This is a genomic window from Aquabacterium sp., assembly GCF_044226965.1.
Lineage (GTDB): Bacteria > Pseudomonadota > Gammaproteobacteria > Burkholderiales > Burkholderiaceae_C > Pseudaquabacterium.
In genome coordinates, this window is the sequence record NZ_JBGAGA010000027.1 from 41,507 (window position 1) to 60,420 (window position 18,914).

An 18,914-nucleotide genomic window follows, 5' to 3' on the forward strand; every position below is an offset into this window, starting at 1 on the left:
CGGGTCACCGCACGTCGACGATCATCTCGATCTCGACGCAGGCGCCGCGCGGGATCTGTGCCACGCCGAACGCGCTGCGCGCATGCTGGCCGGCGGCACCGAAGACCTCGGCGAACAGCTCCGAGGCGCCGTTGGTCACCAGGTGCTGCTCGGTGAAGGTGGTGGTCGAGTTCACGAGGCTCATGAGCTTGACGATGCGCACCACGTTGTTCAGGTCGCCCACCGCCGCCTGCAGCGTGCCCAGCAGCTCGATCGCAATCGCGCGGGCGGCCTGCTTGCCTTCCTCGGTGGTCATCGTCAGGCCCAGCGTGCCGACCCAGGGTTCGCCGTTGGCCTTCTTGGCGATGTGGCCGGAGATGAACACCAGGTTGCCTGTGCGCACGAAGGGCACGTAGGCCGCGGCCGGCACGGCCACCGGCGGCAGGGTGATGCCGAGCTGGGAGATCTTGTCGTAGACGGACATGGTGGCCACACGCGTGCGGAGTTCGAGGGGAACGGGATCGTACACGCGGCGCATGATCCCCGTGCCGCGACAGGCCAGAATCGGCCCGATGAACAGCCCATCCACCGACCTGCACGACTACGCCTCGCCGCTGGTGCGGCGGGCCCGCGAAGACCTGGCGCTGGCTTTGCGCGCCGCGGCGCACCACGGCTTTGCCGAGGGCGTCTGCAACCACTTCAGCTCGGCGCTGCCCGATGGCTCCGCGCGCTTCCTGCTGAACCCGCGCGGCCTGCTGTGGCGCGAGGTGCAGGCCGACGACATCGTGATGGTCGACGCCCAGGGCCGCAGGCTCGCCGGCCGGCACGAGGTGGAGCCCACCGCGATGTTCATCCATGCGGCGGTGCACCGCATGGCCGGCAAGACCCACGTGCTGCACACCCACATGCCGCATGCCACCGCGCTGACGCTGACCACGCAGCGCGCACTGGACACCCGCAGCTCGCAGAACGCGATGCGCTTCCACGGCCGCATCGCGGTGGATGCGCAGTACAACGGTCTGGCGCTCGACACCGCCGAGGGCGAGCGCATCGCGCGGGCGATGGCCGGGGCCGACATCGTGTTCCTCGGCAACCATGGCGTCATCGTCTGCGGCGAGCAGCTGGCCTACGCCTACGACGACCTTTACTACCTCGAGCGGGCCTGCGAACTGATGGTGCTGGCGCTGTCCACCGGGCTGCCCCTGGCGCCGGTGGACGAGGCCCTGACGCGCCGCGTGGCCGGGCAGATCCAGGGCGAGCGGCAGCAGTCGAGCCTGTTCTTCGAGGCCCTGCGCCGCACGCTGTAGCGGCGGCAGGCGCCCGTCACACGTCGCCGCCGCGGCGCCACAGGTGCATCAGCAGGCCGCCGGCGATCACCGCGATGATCAGCAGCCACCACGGCAGCTCGCTGCTGCGCGGCACTTCGCCGGGCGAAAGGCCGTCGCGCGGGGTCAGGTCCTCGATGGTCGCGGGGCGTGGCAGGTGCTGGGCCTCGGGGACGGGCGCCACCGGACGTGCCGGCCTGGCCGGTGGCCGGCGCGTCGAACGGGCCGCGTCGCCGGAGGCGGTGGTGCTGGCGGTGGTGCCCTTGGCGGCGCCCGGCGGCTTGCCGGCCGTGGCGCGCCGCGCCTCGGCCTCCAGCACGGCCCGCAGCTCGCCCAGGTTGGTGACGCCGGACTGCCGCATCAGCTTGATCGCGTCGAACAGGTTGCCGCGCTGCAGCGCCTGGCGCACGGCCTCGGGCAGCTGGGTCGGCGCCGGGGCGGAGGGGGCAGGGCTCATCGCATCGTCTCCCGGACCATGAGGATATGCCAGCCGACCTACACTGCCGGCCCGGCCGTGCTGGCGGCCCAATGATGCTGCGGATACCGACGCTTGACGACCCCCTCGACCCCTGACGACGCCCATTCCCTCGGCAAGGCCGCGCTGTGGATGGGCGGCTGGCTTTCGCTGATGGTGGTGATCGCGGTCGCGGGCCGCCAGGCCACGCGCGAACTGGCGGTGTTCCAGATCATGCTGATGCGCTCGGTCATCGGCATGGGCCTGCTGTACCCGCTGGTGCGCGCGCATGGCGGCCTGCGCTCGATGCGCAGCGCACGGCTGCTGCAGCATGCCGGCCGCAACGCGGTGCACTACGCGGCGCAGTACGGCTGGTTCGTCGCGCTGACGCTGATTCCGCTGGCCCAGGTGGTGGCCATCGAGTTCACGATGCCCCTGTGGACGGTGCTGCTGGCGGCGGCCTTTCTGGGCGAGCGGCTCACGCGCTGGAAGCTGGTGGCGGTGGTGGTGGGCCTGATGGGCGTGGCCGTGATCGTGCGGCCCGCCAGCAGCGGCATCAGCCCCGGCCAGGCCATCGCGCTGGCGGCGGCGCTGGGCTTCGCGGTGTCGGTGATCCTGGTGAAGTCGCTGACGCGCAGCGACGACGCGGTGGTCATCATCTTCTGGATGCTGGTGGTGCAAAGCCTGATCGGCATCGTGCCGGCGCTGGCGGTCTGGCGCTGGCCCTCGTCCACCGTGTGGGGCTGGGTGCTGCTGATCGCCTTCTGCGGCACCTTCTCGCACTACTGCATGACCCGGGCCATGCGCCATGCCGATGCCACCGTGGTGGTGCCGATGGACTTCCTGCGCGTGCCGCTCACCGCGCTGGCCGGCTGGCTGGTGTATGCCGAGCGCATCGACGCGCTGACGGTGGCCGGCACCGCGCTGATCCTGGCGGCCAATGCACTGAACCTGCGGCGCCGCGGCTGACTCCCCTGAGCCCGGGGGGGCGGCGAGGGAAAAAAGTCACCGGCCGGCGCCGGGCCGGCTGCTTAGCATCGCCGCATGATGATCGAACAAGAGACGGCCTGGGCCGAACTGCTGCGCCAACTGCGCGAAGTCGGCCCGCAAGGCTTCAGCGAGGAATTGCGCGGCGCGCTGCAGGGCCTGGGCTTCCGCGACGAGCATGAGGCCCTGGTGGGCGCCGTGCAGCGGCTGCTGCAGCCGCAGGCGCCGCACTGACAGCCGCGGGGACATGAAAAAAGGGCGGTGTTGCCACCGCCCTTTTTGGCACCCCGGTGCCTTCTCGTTCAGGGCAGCGGCTGGTTCACCGCGCTCTGCGCGTTGATGAAGCCGAAGCCGTCCAGGAACGAGTAGCCCGCGCCGATGCGGTTGGTCATCACGCCGCTGAAGGTGGAGCCATCGGCCAGCGTGCCGGTGAAGGTGATGCCACCGGTGGCGATGGTGCCGGCCGGGATGCGCACGCCGGAGCCGGCCAGGTCGGCCGACGAACCGTTGCGCGAATCGCCGTTGGGCGGCAGGAAGGCCGAGCGGTACTCGTCGCGGTCCAGGCCGAACTTGAAGGTCTTGCCCCCGGTGAACACGCCCGGCGTGAAGTCGATCTTGACCGTGTAGTACATCCCGGCCACCGACGGTGCGGGCGCCGGGTTGCTGAAGGTCGCCGTCGCGTCGGCGGCCGTGACGCTGCCGCTGCCGACGATGAACGGCTGCCCGCCGGCCGCCACGCTGCGCGTGTCGTACACCAGGCCCGGCGTGCTCGGGTTCGACACGTTGCCGCCGCCGGGGTTGCCGTTCTGCGCATTGAACGTGATGCTGGTGATGCTGCTGGTCCCGGTGTAGGCGATCGTCGTGCCATTGGCATCGCTGACCGATTGCACCGAGTTGTCGCCGTCCATCGCGATCGACACCTTGCCGCGGTTGGGCAACGCCACGGCCGCTGCCGTTGCGCGATAGGGATCGAGATCGTGCGGGAAGGCGCTGTTCTGCAGCATCGTGCGCATCTGCGCCGGCGTCACCGAGCCCGGGCCGCCCTTGGCCTGCAGCACGAGCGCGGCGATGGCCGCTGCGTTCGGCGCTGCCGCGCTGGTGCCGAAGAAGTTCGGCAAGGCGTCCAGGTCGCGGCCCGTGTCGCTGCTGAAGAAGGTGGTGTTGCCACCGTCCATCGCGGCGAGGTTGGGCTTCAGGCGCACCTGCTGGGCATCCGGGATGCGGTTGTTGTTGCGGTCCCAGACGATGCGCACCGGACCGGTGGACGTGAAGTCTTCCGGAATGTTGGGCTGGAACGGGCTGTACGCGGCCACGCCGTTGGCACCCGCGGCCGAGTTGTGGCCGTAGGTGATGGGTGTGTTGTAGGAGACGTACTCTGCCGGGAACGCCGCATTGAGGACCTTGTAGCGCAGGCGCGAAGCCGGTTGCGGTGCGCTCGGCGTGTTCGCGCGGGCAATCACCATTTGCACCTGCGTCAGGCCGGTCGGGAAGGTCAGCGTGCCGGGCAGTTCCACCGGGCGGTTGCTCGCCAGGTTGTTCTCGGCCACGGCGCCGAGGTAAGCGCCGTTGTCCGGGCGGAAGAACAGCACGTTGAAGTCGCTGGTCATCTTGGAGACGCCGCTGCCTTCATTGACCGTCACGGTGAAGGTGCCGCGGTCGTTGTTGAACCCGGTCACGCGGATCGTGTAGGTACCGGCCTGCGGGGCGAAGAACGAGAAGGTCTCGCCCGCACCCGTGTCAATGGTCTGCAAGGTCGTGCCATCCGGCTGAATGATGGCGACGATGACATCGAGGTCGCCACCGAAGTCGGAGACCCCCTGCACGTCGACCTGGTACTGCTTGCCTGCGACCGGATTGTTGAATGTGGTGTTGAAGGTTGGCGCAGCGTTCGTCAATGCACCGGGCTGCTGCAGCACGACCGGGCCCAGAGTGGTCGGCGTCACGTCGTACGGATCATCCCACTGCAGCACGAAGCGCAGCTGGCGGTTCGACAGCGTGACGGTCTGCGCGATGTCCTGCGTGCCGTCGCTGCGGAAGTTGTGGAAGCCGCCCGCGTACAGGTTGGCCGGCACGCCGGTCAGGTTGATGTTGGTGCCCGCGGTGGCATTCGGGCCCACCGGCACGATGCGGAGGTCCGACGCATAGCCCTGCGTCGGTGGCGTGTTGCCGGCCGAGGAGAAGTAGGACACGCCCATCGCCGTCACGTCGTCCACCGCCTGCGCGATGATGGTGTCGGCGAACATGCCCTCGTTGAAATACTGCACGTCGTCGACGATCACCTGCGCGGCGAAGTCAGGGCGCGAGTTCGGCAGGCCTTGCACGCCGGCCAGCGCGCGGATGTTGTTGGCGAAGGCCACGTCACCGTCGAAGGCGGTGGCGAAGCCCAGGCGGGCCTTCGGTGCCATGTCGTGCACCAGCTGGGCCATCGCGCGGCCTTCATCGGTGGCCGAGGTGTTGGGGTAGGTGCCGTAGTCCTTCAGCACCGTCACCGGCGTGGTGTTGCCGGCCGGGTTGCCGGGGCCCGGCAGGTCGCCGCTGGCGATGTCCTGTGCTTCGCGCACCGTCAGCGTCGTCGTCGTGCCGACGATGTAGCGGGCGGTGTTGTACGAGTCGGACAGCACGCCGACGGTGATGCCGGTGCCGTCCTGCGAGATCTGGTCGACACGGTGCTGCACCAGGCCCTGCTGCGTGACCGCGCCGACGTTGGTGACCGGGCGCACCACCGGATGGATCGCCGAGATCCCGCGCAGCTTGGCCAGCGGGATCAAGGCGGCCTCGGGCACGAAGCCTTCGATGATGCCGGCGCGATAGCCCTTGTCTTCGGCAGAGATCTTGACGCCGGGAATCGCGTCGACCAGCGCGCGCACGCGGTCGTGCGAGGCCGAGCCGTCGACCAGGATGTTCACCAGCACGCGGCCGAGCTCGTCGCGCATCACCGAGTCGGTGTCGCTGGCGGTCATCTGCTCGCCGCTGATGGCGGCGGCGGCGCGCCGCTGCTGTGCCAGCGCGCTCTGCGGATTGGCGGCGGTGAACTGGCGTGCCGCCAGCTCCTGCAGCGCGCCACCGAGCTTCTGCGGTACCGGCGTGGCGTGCGCGGCGCTGGCGGCGATCAACAAGGCGCCAACCGGCCACGTGCGGGCCGCGATGGCGGACAAAACGCGATGAAGTCCTGCTTGCTTATCCATTGAACAGTGTCCTCGTCTAGGTTCTTGGTCGGGTCGTGCCCGGGGAAACAAAAAGGGCCGCCCGGTTGGGGCGGCCCCGTTGGGGACTCAGGCGGAAGCGGTATTGCTTTCCTTGGCCTGGGTGGTGCGCCGGCGGCTCACGCCGAACAGTGCACCGCCGGCCAGCAGCACCAGGGCCGCACTGCCGGGCTCGGGCACTGCGAAGCTGGCGCCGCGGAGCTGAATCTCGTAGTTGCCCGGATCGAAGAAGCCGCCGCCGTCGAAGCCGCCCAACACGCTCGGCTGGAGACCGCCGGCGGGGCCGCGCAAGTCGGTCGGCAGCCCGTTCGCGAACAGCAGCTGGTTATTGCTGTTGACCGGGTCGTAGCCGCTCATCGAGATGCCAAGGATGTACAGGCCGGCGCTCTGGGGACCCAGCGCGTCGCCGTTCGGCAGCGTCGAGCCGAGCGTGGTACCGCTCGGGTCGTCGTCGTTCAGATACACCGGCGCACCTGCCAGGGTCAGCAGAAACAACTCGGTGTCCAGGCCCGCATCGGTGCCAGCGTTGTCGGTCGTTGCGCGGAACTGTGCCGGATTGGCGATGTAGATGACGAACAGGTCGGCGTCGGTGGTCGAGGCGATCGAGCCGAAGATGCTGCTGATCGACCCGCCGTTGCCGGTGGTGACCTGGGCCGTGCCCTGCGTCTGCCCGGCATCGCCGAGCTCGCTGACGAGGGCCGCCTGGGCCGACAGGCCGAAGGTGGCGGAAAGGGCGACGGCCAGCGTGCCGAGGGTTCGCTGGGCAGTCGACTTGAGGGAGCGGGTGCGCTTGAGCATGGGCAAAAACTTCCTGTGAGGGTGGGTCAGGATGAACAGGCCGAGCGTGCATCGGTCGCGCATGTCGGCTCTCGTGAACGATTTATCTCACGCCAAATTGCTGGATGTAACGTTTCGGTGACATGCGCCCCGCGACTTGGGGGTGGGTTGACCCCGGGTGCGTGGTCGCGGGCAGACAGGGCGAGCCCTCTACACTGTCACCATGGCGACACCAGGGATCCACCCGGGATGGCGCATCGCCTGGGGAGGGCTGGCGTGGGCAGCGGGCGTTGCGCTGCAGTTGCAGCAGGCGGCCTTGTGGCTGCCGCTGCACTATGGGCTGCTGCTGGGCGCGGGCCTGCTGCTGCTGCCGCTAGGGTGGCAGATGAGCGTCCGCCAGCGGCAGCTGGCCGCTGGCGGCGGCCTGGTCCTGGGTGTGCTGGGCCTCGCGCTGCTGGCCTTTGCCAGCACCGGCCTGCGTGCCGGTGTGCGGCTGGCCGAACAGCTGGCGCCGGCGCTGGAGGGACGTGACCTGCTGGTCACTGGCATCGTCGCCGCGATGCCGCAGGTCGGCCCCTCGGGCACCCGCTTCCGGTTCGAGGTCGAGGCCGCCGTCACGCCCGAGGGTCGGCCGGTGCCGCTGCCTTCGGACATCGCGCTCGGCTGGTATCGCGGCTTCGCCGACGAAGCCGCGCTGGCCGACCCCCGTGCCGAGCTGCGCGCGGGCCAGCGCTGGCGCCTGCCGGTGCGGCTGAAGCGGCCGCATGGCGCGATCAACCCGCAGGGTTTCGACAGCGAGCTCTGGCTGTGGGAGCAGGGCCTGCGTGCCACCGGCTACGTGCGCGTGGCGGCGCGCGGGCCGGCGGCCGAGCGGCTGGCCGACGGCGTGGCGCACCCGGTCGAGCGGGTACGCCAGGCCCTCCGCGAGGCGATAGCACGTGAAGTGAGCGACCTGCGCCTGGCCGGCGTGCTGGCTGCGCTGGTGGTGGGCGACCAGGCAGCGATCGAGCGCGAGGACTGGGACCTGTTCCGCAACACCGGCATCGCGCACCTGATGTCGATCAGCGGCCTGCATGTCACGATGTTCGCGTGGCTGGCCGGCGGCGTGGTGGGCTGGGCCTGGCGCCGCAGCGCGCGGCTGCCGCTGTGGCTGCCGGCGCCGCTGGCCGGAGGCTGGGGCGGGCTGGCGGTGGCCACGGGCTATGCCCTGCTGGCCGGCTGGGGCGTGCCGGCCGTGCGCACGCTGCTGATGCTGGCGGTGGGCGTGCTGCTGCGCAGCGCCGGCCTGCGCTGGCCCTGGCTGATGGTGCTGCTGGCCGCGGGCGTGGCGGTGATCGTGCAGGACCCCTGGGCGCTGCTGCAGGCGGGGTTCTGGCTCTCGTTCGCGGCCGTGGCCTTGCTGCTGGCCTCCGAGCCGATGCAGCGGGTGGTCGACGCCGCCGACGGGCCGGCGCGCCCGCCGGGCTGGCGCCTCGCGCTCAACGGCGCGCTGCGCTCGCAACTGGTGGCCACGCTGGGGCTGGCGCCCTTGTCGCTGGTGTTCTTCCAGCAGCTGTCGATCGTCGGCTTCATCGCCAACCTGATCGCGATTCCGCTGGTCACCCTGATGATCACGCCGCTGGCGATGGGGGGCGTCGTGCTCGCCCCGCTGTGGTGGCTGGCGGCGCTGGTGGCCAAGGGCATGGTCGCGATGCTCGCCTGGCTGGCGAGCTGGCCGGGTGCGGTGTGGCAGGTGCCGGCCGCGCCGACCTGGGCCATCGTCTGCGGGCTGGCCGCCGCGGTGGTCGGGCTGCTGCCGTGGCCGTGGCGGCTGCGCTGGCTGGCGCTGCCGCTGGCCGTGCCGCTGCTGTGGCCGCCGCTGCAGCGGCCGGGGCCGGGCGCGTTCGACCTGGTGGCGGCGGACGTGGGGCAGGGCACCGCGGTGATCGTGCGCACGCGCACGCACCGGCTGCTGTACGACAGCGGCCCGCAGTATTCGCGCGAGAGCGACGCCGGCCAGCGCGTGCTGGTGCCGCTGCTGCAGGCGCAGGACGACCTCGGCCTGGACCTGCTGGTGCTCAGCCACCGCGACATCGACCATGTCGGCGGCGCCGCCTCGGTGCTGGCGGCGCTGCCGCCGCGTGAACTGCTGAGCTCGCTGGAGGCCGGCCACGCGCTGCTGCAGGGCGCGGTGCCGCAGCGGCGCTGCGAGGCGGGCCAGTCCTGGGACTGGGACGGCGTGCATTTCGAGCTGCTGCACCCGCTGGCGCAAGACTATGCGCAGCCGCAGAAGTCGAACGCGATGTCCTGCGTGCTGCGGGTGGTCGATGCCCAGGGCCGCAGCGCGCTGCTGACCGGCGACATCGAGGCCCCGCAGGAAGCCGTGCTGCTGCAGCGCCTGGGCCCGGCGCTGCGCAGCGACATCCTGCTGGTGCCGCACCACGGCAGCCGCACCTCGTCCAGCGCCGAATGGCTGGATGCGGTGCAGCCGCGCGTGGCGGTGGTGCAGGCCGGCTACCGCAGCCGCTTCGGCCACCCGGCACCGGATGTGCTGGCGCGCTATGCGGAGCGCGGCATACCTCTGGTTCGCACCGACCAATGCGGTGCATGGCTGTGGCACGATGGTGCGGCGATGTGCACGCGCGCAGTGCAGCGACGCTACTGGCACTGGGTCCTGCCCGCGGCTGGTGCGGATGTTGCTAAACCTACGGCAGGAGAAGGCAGCCCATGACCCCGAGCTTCGACGAAATGCAGGCCAGCGCCAGTGCCGTGCGCCCCCACTACGGCGACTTCGATCGCTGGCTCCAGCAGCAGCCGCGCGAGGTGATGGCCGCTCGGCGCGAAGAGGCCGAGATGATCTTCCGCCGCGTCGGCATCACCTTCGCGGTGTACGGCGCGAAGGACGAGGATGGCTCGGGCACCGAGCGGCTGATTCCCTTCGACCTGATCCCGCGCATCATTCCGGCCGACGAATGGCAGCGCATGCAGGCCGGCCTGGCGCAGCGCGTGAACGCGCTCAACCGCTTCATCCACGACGTCTACCACGGCCAGGAGATCCTGAAGGCCGGCCTCGTGCCCGCCGAACAGGTGCTGAAGAACGCGCAGTTCCGGCCCGAGATGATGGGCGTGGACGTGCCCGGCGGCATCTACTCGCACATCGCCGGCATCGACATCGTGCGCGCGGCGCAGCCCGACGGCAGCGGCACCTACTACGTGCTGGAAGACAACCTGCGCGTCCCCTCGGGCGTGAGCTACATGCTCGAGAACCGCAAGATGATGATGCGGCTGTTCCCCGAGCTGTTCGCGCAGCACCGCATCGCGCCGGTGGCGCATTACCCTGACCTGCTGCTCGAGACGCTGCGCGACGTGGCGCCGGCCTCGGTGAACGAGCCCACCGTCGTGGTGCTGACCCCCGGCATGTACAACAGCGCCTATTTCGAGCACGCCTTCCTGGCGCAGCAGATGGGCGTGGAGCTGGTCGAGGGCCAGGACCTGTTCGTCAAGGACGGCTTCTGCTACATGCGCACCACGCAGGGCCCGAAGCGGGTGGACGTGATCTACCGCCGCGTCGACGACGACTTCCTCGACCCGCTGGCCTTCCGGCCCGATTCGACGCTGGGCTGCGCCGGCCTGCTGGAGGTCTACCGCAAGGGCAACATCACGCTGTGCAACGCCATCGGCACCGGCATCGCCGACGACAAGAGCATCTATCCCTACGTGCCGAAGATGGTGGAGTTCTACCTCGGCGAGAAGCCGATCCTGGAGAACGTGCCCACCTACCTGTGCCGCGAGAAGGCCGACCTGCAGTACGTGCTGGACCACCTGGCGGAGCTGGTGGTGAAGGAAGTGCACGGCGCCGGCGGTTACGGCATGCTGGTGGGCCCGGCGGCGAGCAAGGCCGAGGTCGAGGCCTTCCGCGCGCAGCTGGTGGCCAACCCCACCAACTACATCGCGCAGCCCACGCTGGCGCTGTCCACCTGCCCGACCTTCGTCGAGAAGGGCATCGCGCCGCGGCACATCGACCTGCGGCCCTTCGTGCTGTCGGGCAAGAGCGTGCAGATGGTGCCGGGCGGGCTGACCCGCGTGGCGTTGAAGGAGGGGTCGCTTGTCGTCAACTCGTCGCAAGGCGGTGGCACGAAAGACACCTGGGTGCTCGAGGCCTGACGGAGAACACAACACATGCTGTCGCGTACCGCTGACCATCTCTTCTGGATGTCCCGCTACATGGAGCGCGCCGAGAACACGGCCCGCATGCTGGACGTCAACTACCAGACCTCGCTGCTGCCGCAGTCGGCCGACCGCGCCGAGCAGGGCTGGGACGGGGTGCTGGGCATCTCCGAGCTCACGCAGGCGTTCAAGCAGCGGCATGACAAGGTGAACGCCACCAACGTCATGCACTTCATGGTGAAGGACACCAACAACCTCTCAAGCATCGCCTGCTGCCTGGGCGCCGCGCGCGAGAACGCGCGGGCCGTGCGCGGCACGCTGACCACCGAGCTGTGGGAGACCACCAACCAGACCTGGCTGGAGTTCAACCGCAAGCTGCGCGACGGCAGCATCGACCGCGACCCGGCCGACTTCTTCGAGTGGGTGAAGTTCCGCTCGCACCTGTCGCGCGGCGTGTCGGTGGGCACGATGCTGCAGGACGAGGCGCTGCACTTCATCCGCATCGGCACCTTCCTGGAGCGCGCGGACAACACCGCGCGGCTGCTGGACGTGAAGTTCCACGCGCTGGCCGGCGACTACTTCGGCTCCTGGGGCTCGGACGACGCGCCGGAAGTCGACTTCTACCACTGGAGCGCGATCCTGCGCTCGGTGTCCGGCTTCGAGATCTACCGCAAGGTCTACCGGAACGTGATCCGGCCCGACAAGGTGGCCGAGCTGCTGATCCTGCGGCCCGACATGCCGCGCTCGCTGGCGGCCTGCATGAACGAGGTGGTGCTGAACCTCGACCAGGTGGCCAACGAGCAGAGCGGCGAAACCCGCCGTCGCGCCGGCCGCCTGCGTTCGGACCTGCAGTTCGGCCGCATCGACGAGATCCTGGCCACCGGCCTGCATGCCTTCCTGACGCAGTTCCTCGACCGTGTCAACGACATCGGCGCCGGCATCAGCCGCGATTTCCTCGTCCCTGCATAAAACCGAAGGCTTCCCGTGTCGATCCACGTCGCGCTGAACCACGTCACGCACTATCGGTACGACCGCCGCGTCGGCCTCTCGCCGCAGATCGTGCGGCTGCGGCCGGCGCCGCACTGCCGCACCAACATCCTGTCGTACTCGCTGAAGATCGAGCCCGAGGGCCACTTCATCAACTGGCAGCAGGACCCGTTCTCGAACTACCTCGCGCGCCTGGTCTTCCCCGAGAAGACCACCGAATTCCGCGTCACCGTCGACCTGGTGGCCGAGATGTCGGTCTACAACCCGTTCGACTTCTTCCTCGAGCCCGGTGCCGAGAAGTTCCCGTTCACCTACGACGAGGCGCCGGCACTGGAGCTGGCACCCTACCTCGTGAAGGACGCGGCCACGCCAGCCTTCCAGGCCTTCCTCGACACCATCGACCGGAAGGAACAGCGCACCATCGATTTCCTGGTCGGCCTGAACCAGCGGCTGCAGCAGGACATCCGCTACCTGATCCGCATGGAACCCGGCGTGCAGACGCCGGAGCAGACGCTGGTCAATGCCTCCGGCTCCTGCCGCGACACCGGCTGGCTGCTGGTGCAGACGCTGCGCCACATGGGCCTGGCCGCGCGCTTCGTCTCCGGCTACCTGATCCAGCTGAAGCCCGACGTGAAGGCGCTCGACGGCCCCAGCGGCACCGAGGTCGACTTCACCGACCTGCATGCCTGGTGCGAGGTGTACCTGCCCGGCGCCGGCTGGATCGGCTTCGACCCCACCTCGGGCCTGCTGGCTGGCGAAGGCCACATCCCGCTGGCCTGCACGCCGCAGCCCTCCAGCGCCGCGCCGGTGAGTGGTGCGGTCGACGAGTGCGAGGTCGAGTTCAGCCACCACATGGCGATCACCCGCATCTGGGAATCGCCCCGCGTCACCCAGCCCTACACCGAAGACCAGTGGCAGGCCATGCTGGCGCTGGGCGAATCGGTGGACGAGCAGCTGGTGGCCGGCGACGTGCGGCTGACGATGGGCGGCGAGCCGACCTTCGTGTCGGTGGACGACCGCGATGGGGCGGAATGGAACACCGATGCGCTGGGCCCGACCAAGCGCATGGTGGCGCAGGACCTGGTGCACCGGTTGCGCGCGCACTATGGCCAGGGCGGCTTCCTGCACTTCGGCCAGGGCAAGTGGTACCCGGGCGAGCAGCTGCCGCGCTGGGCACTGTCGATCTGCTGGCGCGCCGACGGCGAACCCTGCTGGCACGACCCTTCGCTGTTCGCCGACGAGCGCGATCCGCATGCCTACACCTCGGCCGATGCGCTGGCCTTCATGCAGGCGCTGACGCGCCGTTTGGGTGTTACGGCCGACCATGTGCAGACCGGCTACGAGGACACCTGGTACTACCTGTGGCGCGAGCGCCGGCTGCCGGTGAACGTCGACCCCTTCGATGCGCGGCTCGATGACGAGCTCGAACGCATCCGCCTGCGGCGCGTGTTCGCGCAGGGGCTCGACCACCCGGTGGGCTACGCGCTGCCGATCCGGCCCGAACATGGGCCCGGCCTGAGCGGCCCGACCTGGGTCACCGGCCCCTGGTTCTTCCGCGACGAGCGCATGTACCTGTTCCCCGGCGATTCGCCGATGGGCTACCGCCTGCCGCTCGATTCGCTGCCCTGGGTGCGCGGCACCGAGTACCCGTACCACATCGAGACCGACCCCTTCGCCCCGCGCGGTGCCCTGCCGGCGGCGGCAACCGTGAAGTCGCAGTACGCCTCGCATGTCATCGGCGGTGGCTTCGCCGAGGGCGGCACCGTGGGCCTGCAGCGGCCGTTGTGGGAAGACCCGGAGGCGGGCGTGGCGGCCGGTGCCGGTGACGGCTCGTCGGCTGGCGGCACGGCCCTCTCTGCGGCGGACCTGGCGCGCGCGCCCCAGCGCTTCGAATCCGCCCACTGGATCACCCGCACCGCGCTGGTGGTCGAGGTGCGCGACCCGCGCCGCGCCAACGGCCCGAAGGCCGAGGCCCAGGGCACGGCCAGCGGCGTGCTGTACGTCTTCATGCCGCCGCTGCAGCGGCTGGAGGACTACCTCGACCTGCTCGCCGCGATCGAGGCCACCGCGGCCGAGCTGCGCGTGAAGATCGTGCTCGAAGGCTATCCGCCGCCGCGCGATCCGCGCCTGAAGATGCTGCAGGTGACGCCGGATCCCGGTGTCATCGAGGTCAACATCCACCCCGCGCACGACTGGAAGGAACTGGTCGAGCACACCGAGTTCCTGTACGACGCCGCGTGGCAGTCGCGCCTGTCCAGCGAGAAGTTCATGCTCGATGGTCGCCACACCGGCACCGGCGGCGGCAACCACTTCGTGCTGGGCGGCGCGCGGCCGGCCGATTCGCCGTTCCTGCGCCGGCCCGACCTGCTGGCCTCGCTGCTGGCCTACTGGCACAACCACCCGGCCCTGAGCTACCTGTTCTCGGGCCTGTTCATCGGCCCGACCAGCCAGGCGCCGCGGGTCGACGAAGCGCGCAACGACCAGCTCTACGAGCTCGAGATCGCGCTGGCCGAGATCGAGCGCAGCAAGGCGGTTTACGGCCAGCAGATGCCGCCCTGGCTGGTGGACCGCACGCTGCGCAACGTGCTGGTCGATGTCACCGGCAACACGCACCGCAGCGAGTTCTGCATCGACAAGCTGTACTCGCCCGATTCCTCCACCGGCCGCCTGGGCCTGCTGGAGCTGCGCGCGTTCGAGATGCCGCCGCATGCGCGCATGAGCGTGGTGCAGCAGCTGCTGCTGCGCGCGCTGGTGGCGCGCTTCTGGCACGAGCCCTACCGTGCCGAGCTGGTGCGCTGGGGCACCGAGCTGCACGACCGCTTCCTGCTGCCCACCTTCGTGTGGATGGACATGGAGGACGTGATCGAGGAGATGGCGCGCGCCGGCTTCGACTTCAAGCTCGACTGGTTCGCGCCGCACTTCGAGTTCCGCTTCCCGAAGGTGGGCGAGCTGACGGCGCGCGGCGTGCACATGACGCTGCGCAATGCGCTCGAGCCCTGGCATGTGATGGGCGAGGAAGGCGCCCAGGGCACCACGGTGCGCTATGTCGACTCGTCGCTCGAGCGGCTCGAGATCAAGTTGAGCGGCCTGGTCGACCCGCGCCATGTGGTCACCGTCAACGGCCAGGTGGCGCCGCTGCAGCCCACCGGCCGCGTCGGCGAGTTCGTCGTCGGCGTGCGCTACCGCGCCTGGCAGGCGCCCAGCTCGCTGCACCCGACCATCGCGCCGCATGCGCCGCTCACCATCGACCTGGTCGACCGGTGGATGGAACGCTCGCTCGGCGGCTGCCAGTACCACGTGGCGCATCCGGGCGGGCGCAACTACAGCACCTTCCCGGTCAATGCCTACGAGGCCGAGAGTCGGCGGCTGGCCCGCTTCTTCACGATCGGCCACACGCCGGGACCGATGGCGCTGAAGCCGGCCGAACGCAGCCTGGAGTTCCCGTTCACGCTGGACCTGCGCACGGCGCGCTGACATCACACCGGGTCAAGGGGGGAGGGCCCGATGCGGGAGCCGCCTCGCGCAGGGCATGATGCGGGGATGCAATCCAGCCTGCTCGGCGACGACGACCTGCCCGATGCCGCCGCGCTGGCGGCGGCCGTCGCGCACCGCGGCACGCCGGGCCAGTTCGACGAGCTGCGCGGTGCCCTGACCGCGGGCGGTGCGGCCGCTGCGCTGGCACCGCTGTGGCAGCGGTTCTTCGACACGCTGGGCGCTGACGGCTGGGGCGACCTGCGCGCACGCCAGCTGCGCGTGCAGCAGCGCGTGCGCGAGGATGGCGCCACCTACAACGTCTATGCCGAGCCGCGCGAATCCAACCGGCCCTGGCCGCTGGAACTGCTGCCCTTCATCGTCAGTGCCGAGGACTGGGCCGTCATCGAGCAGGGCGTGCAGCAGCGCGCCAAGCTGCTCGAGCTGACGCTGGCCGACATCTACGGCCCGCAGACCCTGCTGCGCGACGCGCTGCTGCCGCCGCCGCTGGTGTTCGCGCATCCGCAATACCTGCGCCCGGTGCACGGCCTCTGGCCGCGCGGCAACACGCACCTGCACATTGCCGCCTTCGACCTGGCGCGCACGCCCGAGGGCGGCTTCACGGTGCTGGCGCAGCGGCTGCAGGCGCCCTCCGGCCTGGGCTACCTGCTGGAGAACCGGCTGATCATCGGCCCGCAGCTGCACGAGGAATTCGCGGCCCTGCGGGTGCAGCGCATCGCATCGAGCTTCCGTTCGCTGCTCGACGGGCTGATGCGTGCCAGCCCGGCCGGCGAGCGCTCGCGCATCGTGCTGCTCACCCCCGGGCCGCTGAACGAAACCTACTTCGAGCAGGTGTTCCTGGCGCGCTACCTTGGCGTCACGCTGGTCGAGGGCTCGGACCTGACGGTGCGCGGCAACCGGCTGTACCTGAAGACCCTGCACGGCCTGGAGCGGGTGCACGTGCTGCTGCGCCGCGTTGACGACGAGTTCCTCGACCCGCTGGAGCTGCGGCCGGATTCGGCGCTGGGCGTGCCCGGCCTGCTGCAGGCCCTGCGCGCCGGAGAGCTGGTGATGGCCAATGCGCCCGGTGCCGGCTTCCTGGAAAGCCTGGGCCTCTCGGCCTTCTGGCCCGCGGTGGCCCAGCGCCTGCTCGAGCGGGACCTGCTGCTGCCCGCGCCCACCACCTGGTGGTGCGGCGAGGCCGCGGTGTGGGCCGCGCAGCGCGACACGCTGGCGGACTTCATCGTCGTGCCCACCTTCCCGAGCAGCGGCATCGAGGCGCAGGTGGTGGCGCAGCTCGACGCCGACGAACGCGCCGCGCTGCAGGCCCGCATCGACGCCAATCCGGCGGCCTACACGCTGCTGCAGCCGCTGCGGCCGAGCGAGACCCCGGTGTGGGCCGACGGCCAGCTGTGGCCGCGCGCCGCGGTGATGCGCGTCTACGCGCTGGCCGATGGCAGTGGCGGCTGGCAGGTGCTGCCCGGCGCGCTGACCCGCGTGGCCGGCCGCGACGAAGCCTCGCACGACCCGCTGCTGTCGATGCAGCATGGCAGCGCCAGCGTCGATACCTGGGTGATTGCCAGCGGCGCGGTCGACCCCAGCTCGCTGCTGCCGCAGCCGCTGTCGGCCGCCGAGTTGCAGGGCTGGCATCGCACCGTGTCCAGCCGCGCGGCCGAGAACCTGTTCTGGCTCGGGCGCTACACCGAGCGCGCCGAGAACAGCGTGCGCCTGGCCAAGGTGATGCTCGAGGCCCTGCCCGAAGCCAGCGCGCCGGTGATGCGCCTGCTCGATGCGCTGGCGCGCCACCACGGCCTGGTCGGGCCGGCGGTGCCGGCGCCCTGGCAGTCGCTGCGCCTGTTCGAGCGCGCGCTTGTGCACGGCCTGGGCCTGCGCGGCGAGCTCACCAGCGTCAGCTTCAACCTGCGGGCCCTGCGTGACTGCGCGCAGGCGCTGCGCGAGCGCCTGTCGCCCGAGCACTGGAAGCTGATCCACGAGGTGGGCGACCATTTCGAACACCACCTGGCGGCGGTGCTGGAGGAAGGCGAGGGCCATGCGCCGGCGCCCGACGTGCTGGGCGTGCTGGCGCGCGCGGCCACGCACCTGGCGGCCATCACCGGCGCGCAGACCGACCGCATGACGCGCGACGACGGCTGGCGCCTGCTGTCGGTGGGGCGGCAGATCGAGCGGCTGGACATGCTCTCGCATGCGCTGGCGGTGGCCTTCGAGCATGGCGTGCAGGACGCCGACGACGGCTTCGCGGTGATCCTGGCACTGTTCGATTCCACCATCACCTACCGCGCCCAGTTCCAGGCCCGGCGCGAGGTGATGCCGCTGCTGCACCTGCTGGTGTTCGACACCGACAACCCGCGCTCGCTGGCCTGGGTGGCACGCACCATGCGCGACCGGCTGCGCAAGCTGGCGCGGCAGGACGCCGGCTGGGTCGACCAGGTCAGCGCCGAGCTGCCGATGCCCGAGCATTGGGCGCTCGAACGCCTGGCGGAGAGTCCGGCGGCCCTGATCGAGGCGCTGCGCGATTGCAGCGTGGCCGCCCGCGAGCTGTCCGACGAAATCGGCCGGCACCTCTTCGTGCACGTGGTGTCGCCGGAGCGTACGGTGTGGCAATGAGCGGGGTGCCGCGTACTTTGTCCGTCAGGCACGAGACGCGCTACGACTACGACACACCGGTGGAAGTGGCGCAGCACAGCGCCCACCTGCGCCCGCGCGAGACCGAGCTGCAGCGCGTGCTGGGCTGGGAGCTGCAGATCGACCCCGAGCCCGAGGGCGGCCGTGCCGCGGTGCAGGAAAGCCGCGACGCCTTCGGCAACTGGCGTCATGGCTTCGGCCATGCGCGCGTGCACGACCGGCTGACGGTGACCTCCAGCTTCCGCGTGCAGCTGCTGCCGCCGCCCGCGCTGGACCTGTCGGCCAGCCCGCCGTGGCAGCAGGCGGTGCAGGCGCTGCAGTACCGCGCCGGGGCGCAGCAGCCCGATGCGGTGGAGTTCGTGCTCGGCTCCCCGTTCGCGCCGGTCGATGCGGCGCTGGCCGCGTTCGGCGGCGACCTGTTCGCGCCCGAGAGGCCCCTCCTGGCACTGGCCTGGGACCTGATGGTGCGCGTGCACGAGCGCATGCGCTACGAACCCCACAGCACCTCCGTGGCCACCGATGCCTTGCAGGCACTGGCCCACGGCCGCGGCGTGTGCCAGGACTTCGCGCACCTGATGATCGGCGTGCTGCGCTCGCGCGGGCTGGCGGCACGCTATGTCAGCGGCTACCTGCTGACCCAGCCGCCACCGGGCCAGCCCCGGCTGGTGGGGGCCGATGCCTCGCATGCCTGGGTGGCGGTGTGGTGCCCGCTGAACGGCTGGGTGGCCTTGGACCCCACCAACAAGGTGGCGGTCGCGCAGGACCATGTCACGCTGGCCTTCGGGCGCGACTATGCCGACGTGGCGCCCTTGCGTGGCGTGATCCGCGGCGGCGGCACCACGCCGCCGCATGTGGCCGTGACGGTCGAGCCGCTGGCCTGACCTTCGGCCGACGGGTTTCCGACGGCCTGGCCCTAGACTTGCGACCCCGCGGCCTGCTGTC

General features: G+C 70.5%; 13 protein-coding genes. 9 read left to right on the forward strand and 4 right to left on the reverse strand.

Annotated features, from left to right (window positions below; translation table 11 throughout):
• Positions 1-4: 4 nt before the first annotated feature.
• Entirely contained in the window at positions 5-463 is a 459-nt protein-coding gene (locus ACILR4_RS14010) for a RidA family protein (protein ID WP_395701481.1), read from the reverse strand.
• An 88-nt stretch (positions 464-551) separates the two neighbouring features.
• On the opposite strand from ACILR4_RS14010, the gene ACILR4_RS14015 reads away from it, so the two are divergent.
• Positions 552-1,286, forward strand: a complete 735-nt coding sequence (locus ACILR4_RS14015; RefSeq protein ID WP_395701482.1) for an aldolase — start codon at positions 552-554, stop codon at positions 1,284-1,286.
• A gap of 16 nt (positions 1,287-1,302) precedes the next feature.
• Here the strand turns inward: ACILR4_RS14015 and ACILR4_RS14020 are convergent, their stop codons facing one another.
• Positions 1,303-1,761 (reverse strand): hypothetical protein, encoded by a 459-nt coding sequence (locus ACILR4_RS14020; protein ID WP_395701483.1) that lies wholly within the window; start codon positions 1,759-1,761, stop codon positions 1,303-1,305.
• Positions 1,762-1,854: 93 nt separating this feature from the next.
• Between ACILR4_RS14020 and ACILR4_RS14025 the strand changes: the two genes are divergently transcribed.
• Both ACILR4_RS14025 and ACILR4_RS14030 read left to right on the forward strand, forming a co-directional pair.
• Complete coding sequence (locus ACILR4_RS14025) at positions 1,855-2,727, forward strand: DMT family transporter (RefSeq protein ID WP_395701484.1); 873 nt, start codon at positions 1,855-1,857, stop codon at positions 2,725-2,727.
• Between the two features lie 75 nt (positions 2,728-2,802).
• Entirely contained in the window at positions 2,803-2,979 is a 177-nt protein-coding gene (locus ACILR4_RS14030) for a hypothetical protein (protein ID WP_395701485.1), read from the forward strand.
• A gap of 68 nt (positions 2,980-3,047) precedes the next feature.
• On the opposite strand, the gene ACILR4_RS14035 is transcribed toward ACILR4_RS14030, so the two are convergent.
• Both ACILR4_RS14035 and ACILR4_RS14040 read right to left on the reverse strand, forming a co-directional pair.
• Positions 3,048-5,861, reverse strand: coding sequence for a S8 family serine peptidase (locus ACILR4_RS14035; protein WP_395701486.1), 2,814 nt, complete (start codon positions 5,859-5,861; stop codon positions 3,048-3,050).
• Between the two features lie 156 nt (positions 5,862-6,017).
• Positions 6,018-6,746: a PEP-CTERM sorting domain-containing protein gene (locus ACILR4_RS14040; RefSeq protein ID WP_395701487.1), complete on the reverse strand. Its 729-nt coding sequence runs from the start codon at positions 6,744-6,746 to the stop codon at positions 6,018-6,020.
• A gap of 202 nt (positions 6,747-6,948) precedes the next feature.
• Between ACILR4_RS14040 and ACILR4_RS14045 the strand changes: the two genes are divergently transcribed.
• From ACILR4_RS14045 to ACILR4_RS14070, 6 genes are all read left to right on the forward strand, one after another.
• Positions 6,949-9,435, forward strand: coding sequence for a DNA internalization-related competence protein ComEC/Rec2 (locus ACILR4_RS14045; RefSeq protein ID WP_395701488.1), 2,487 nt, complete (start codon positions 6,949-6,951; stop codon positions 9,433-9,435).
• Entirely contained in the window at positions 9,432-10,868 is a 1,437-nt protein-coding gene (locus ACILR4_RS14050) for a circularly permuted type 2 ATP-grasp protein (RefSeq protein ID WP_395701489.1), read from the forward strand. Before ACILR4_RS14045 ends, ACILR4_RS14050 begins: the two co-directional genes overlap by 4 nt.
• Before the next feature lie 15 nt (positions 10,869-10,883).
• On the forward strand, positions 10,884-11,840 hold the full coding sequence (locus ACILR4_RS14055; RefSeq protein ID WP_395701490.1) for an alpha-E domain-containing protein: 957 nt from the start codon (positions 10,884-10,886) through the stop codon (positions 11,838-11,840).
• Positions 11,841-11,855: 15 nt separating this feature from the next.
• A complete protein-coding gene (locus ACILR4_RS14060; protein ID WP_395701491.1) occupies positions 11,856-15,332 on the forward strand; it encodes a DUF2126 domain-containing protein in 3,477 nt (1,158 codons plus the stop codon).
• Positions 15,333-15,398: 66 nt separating this feature from the next.
• Positions 15,399-17,954 (forward strand): circularly permuted type 2 ATP-grasp protein, encoded by a 2,556-nt coding sequence (locus ACILR4_RS14065; RefSeq protein WP_395701492.1) that lies wholly within the window; start codon positions 15,399-15,401, stop codon positions 17,952-17,954.
• Complete coding sequence (locus ACILR4_RS14070; RefSeq protein ID WP_395701493.1) at positions 17,951-18,853, forward strand: transglutaminase domain-containing protein; 903 nt, start codon at positions 17,951-17,953, stop codon at positions 18,851-18,853. The genes ACILR4_RS14065 and ACILR4_RS14070 overlap by 4 nt, the downstream gene beginning before the upstream one ends.
• The last annotated feature ends 61 nt before the right edge of the window (positions 18,854-18,914 follow it).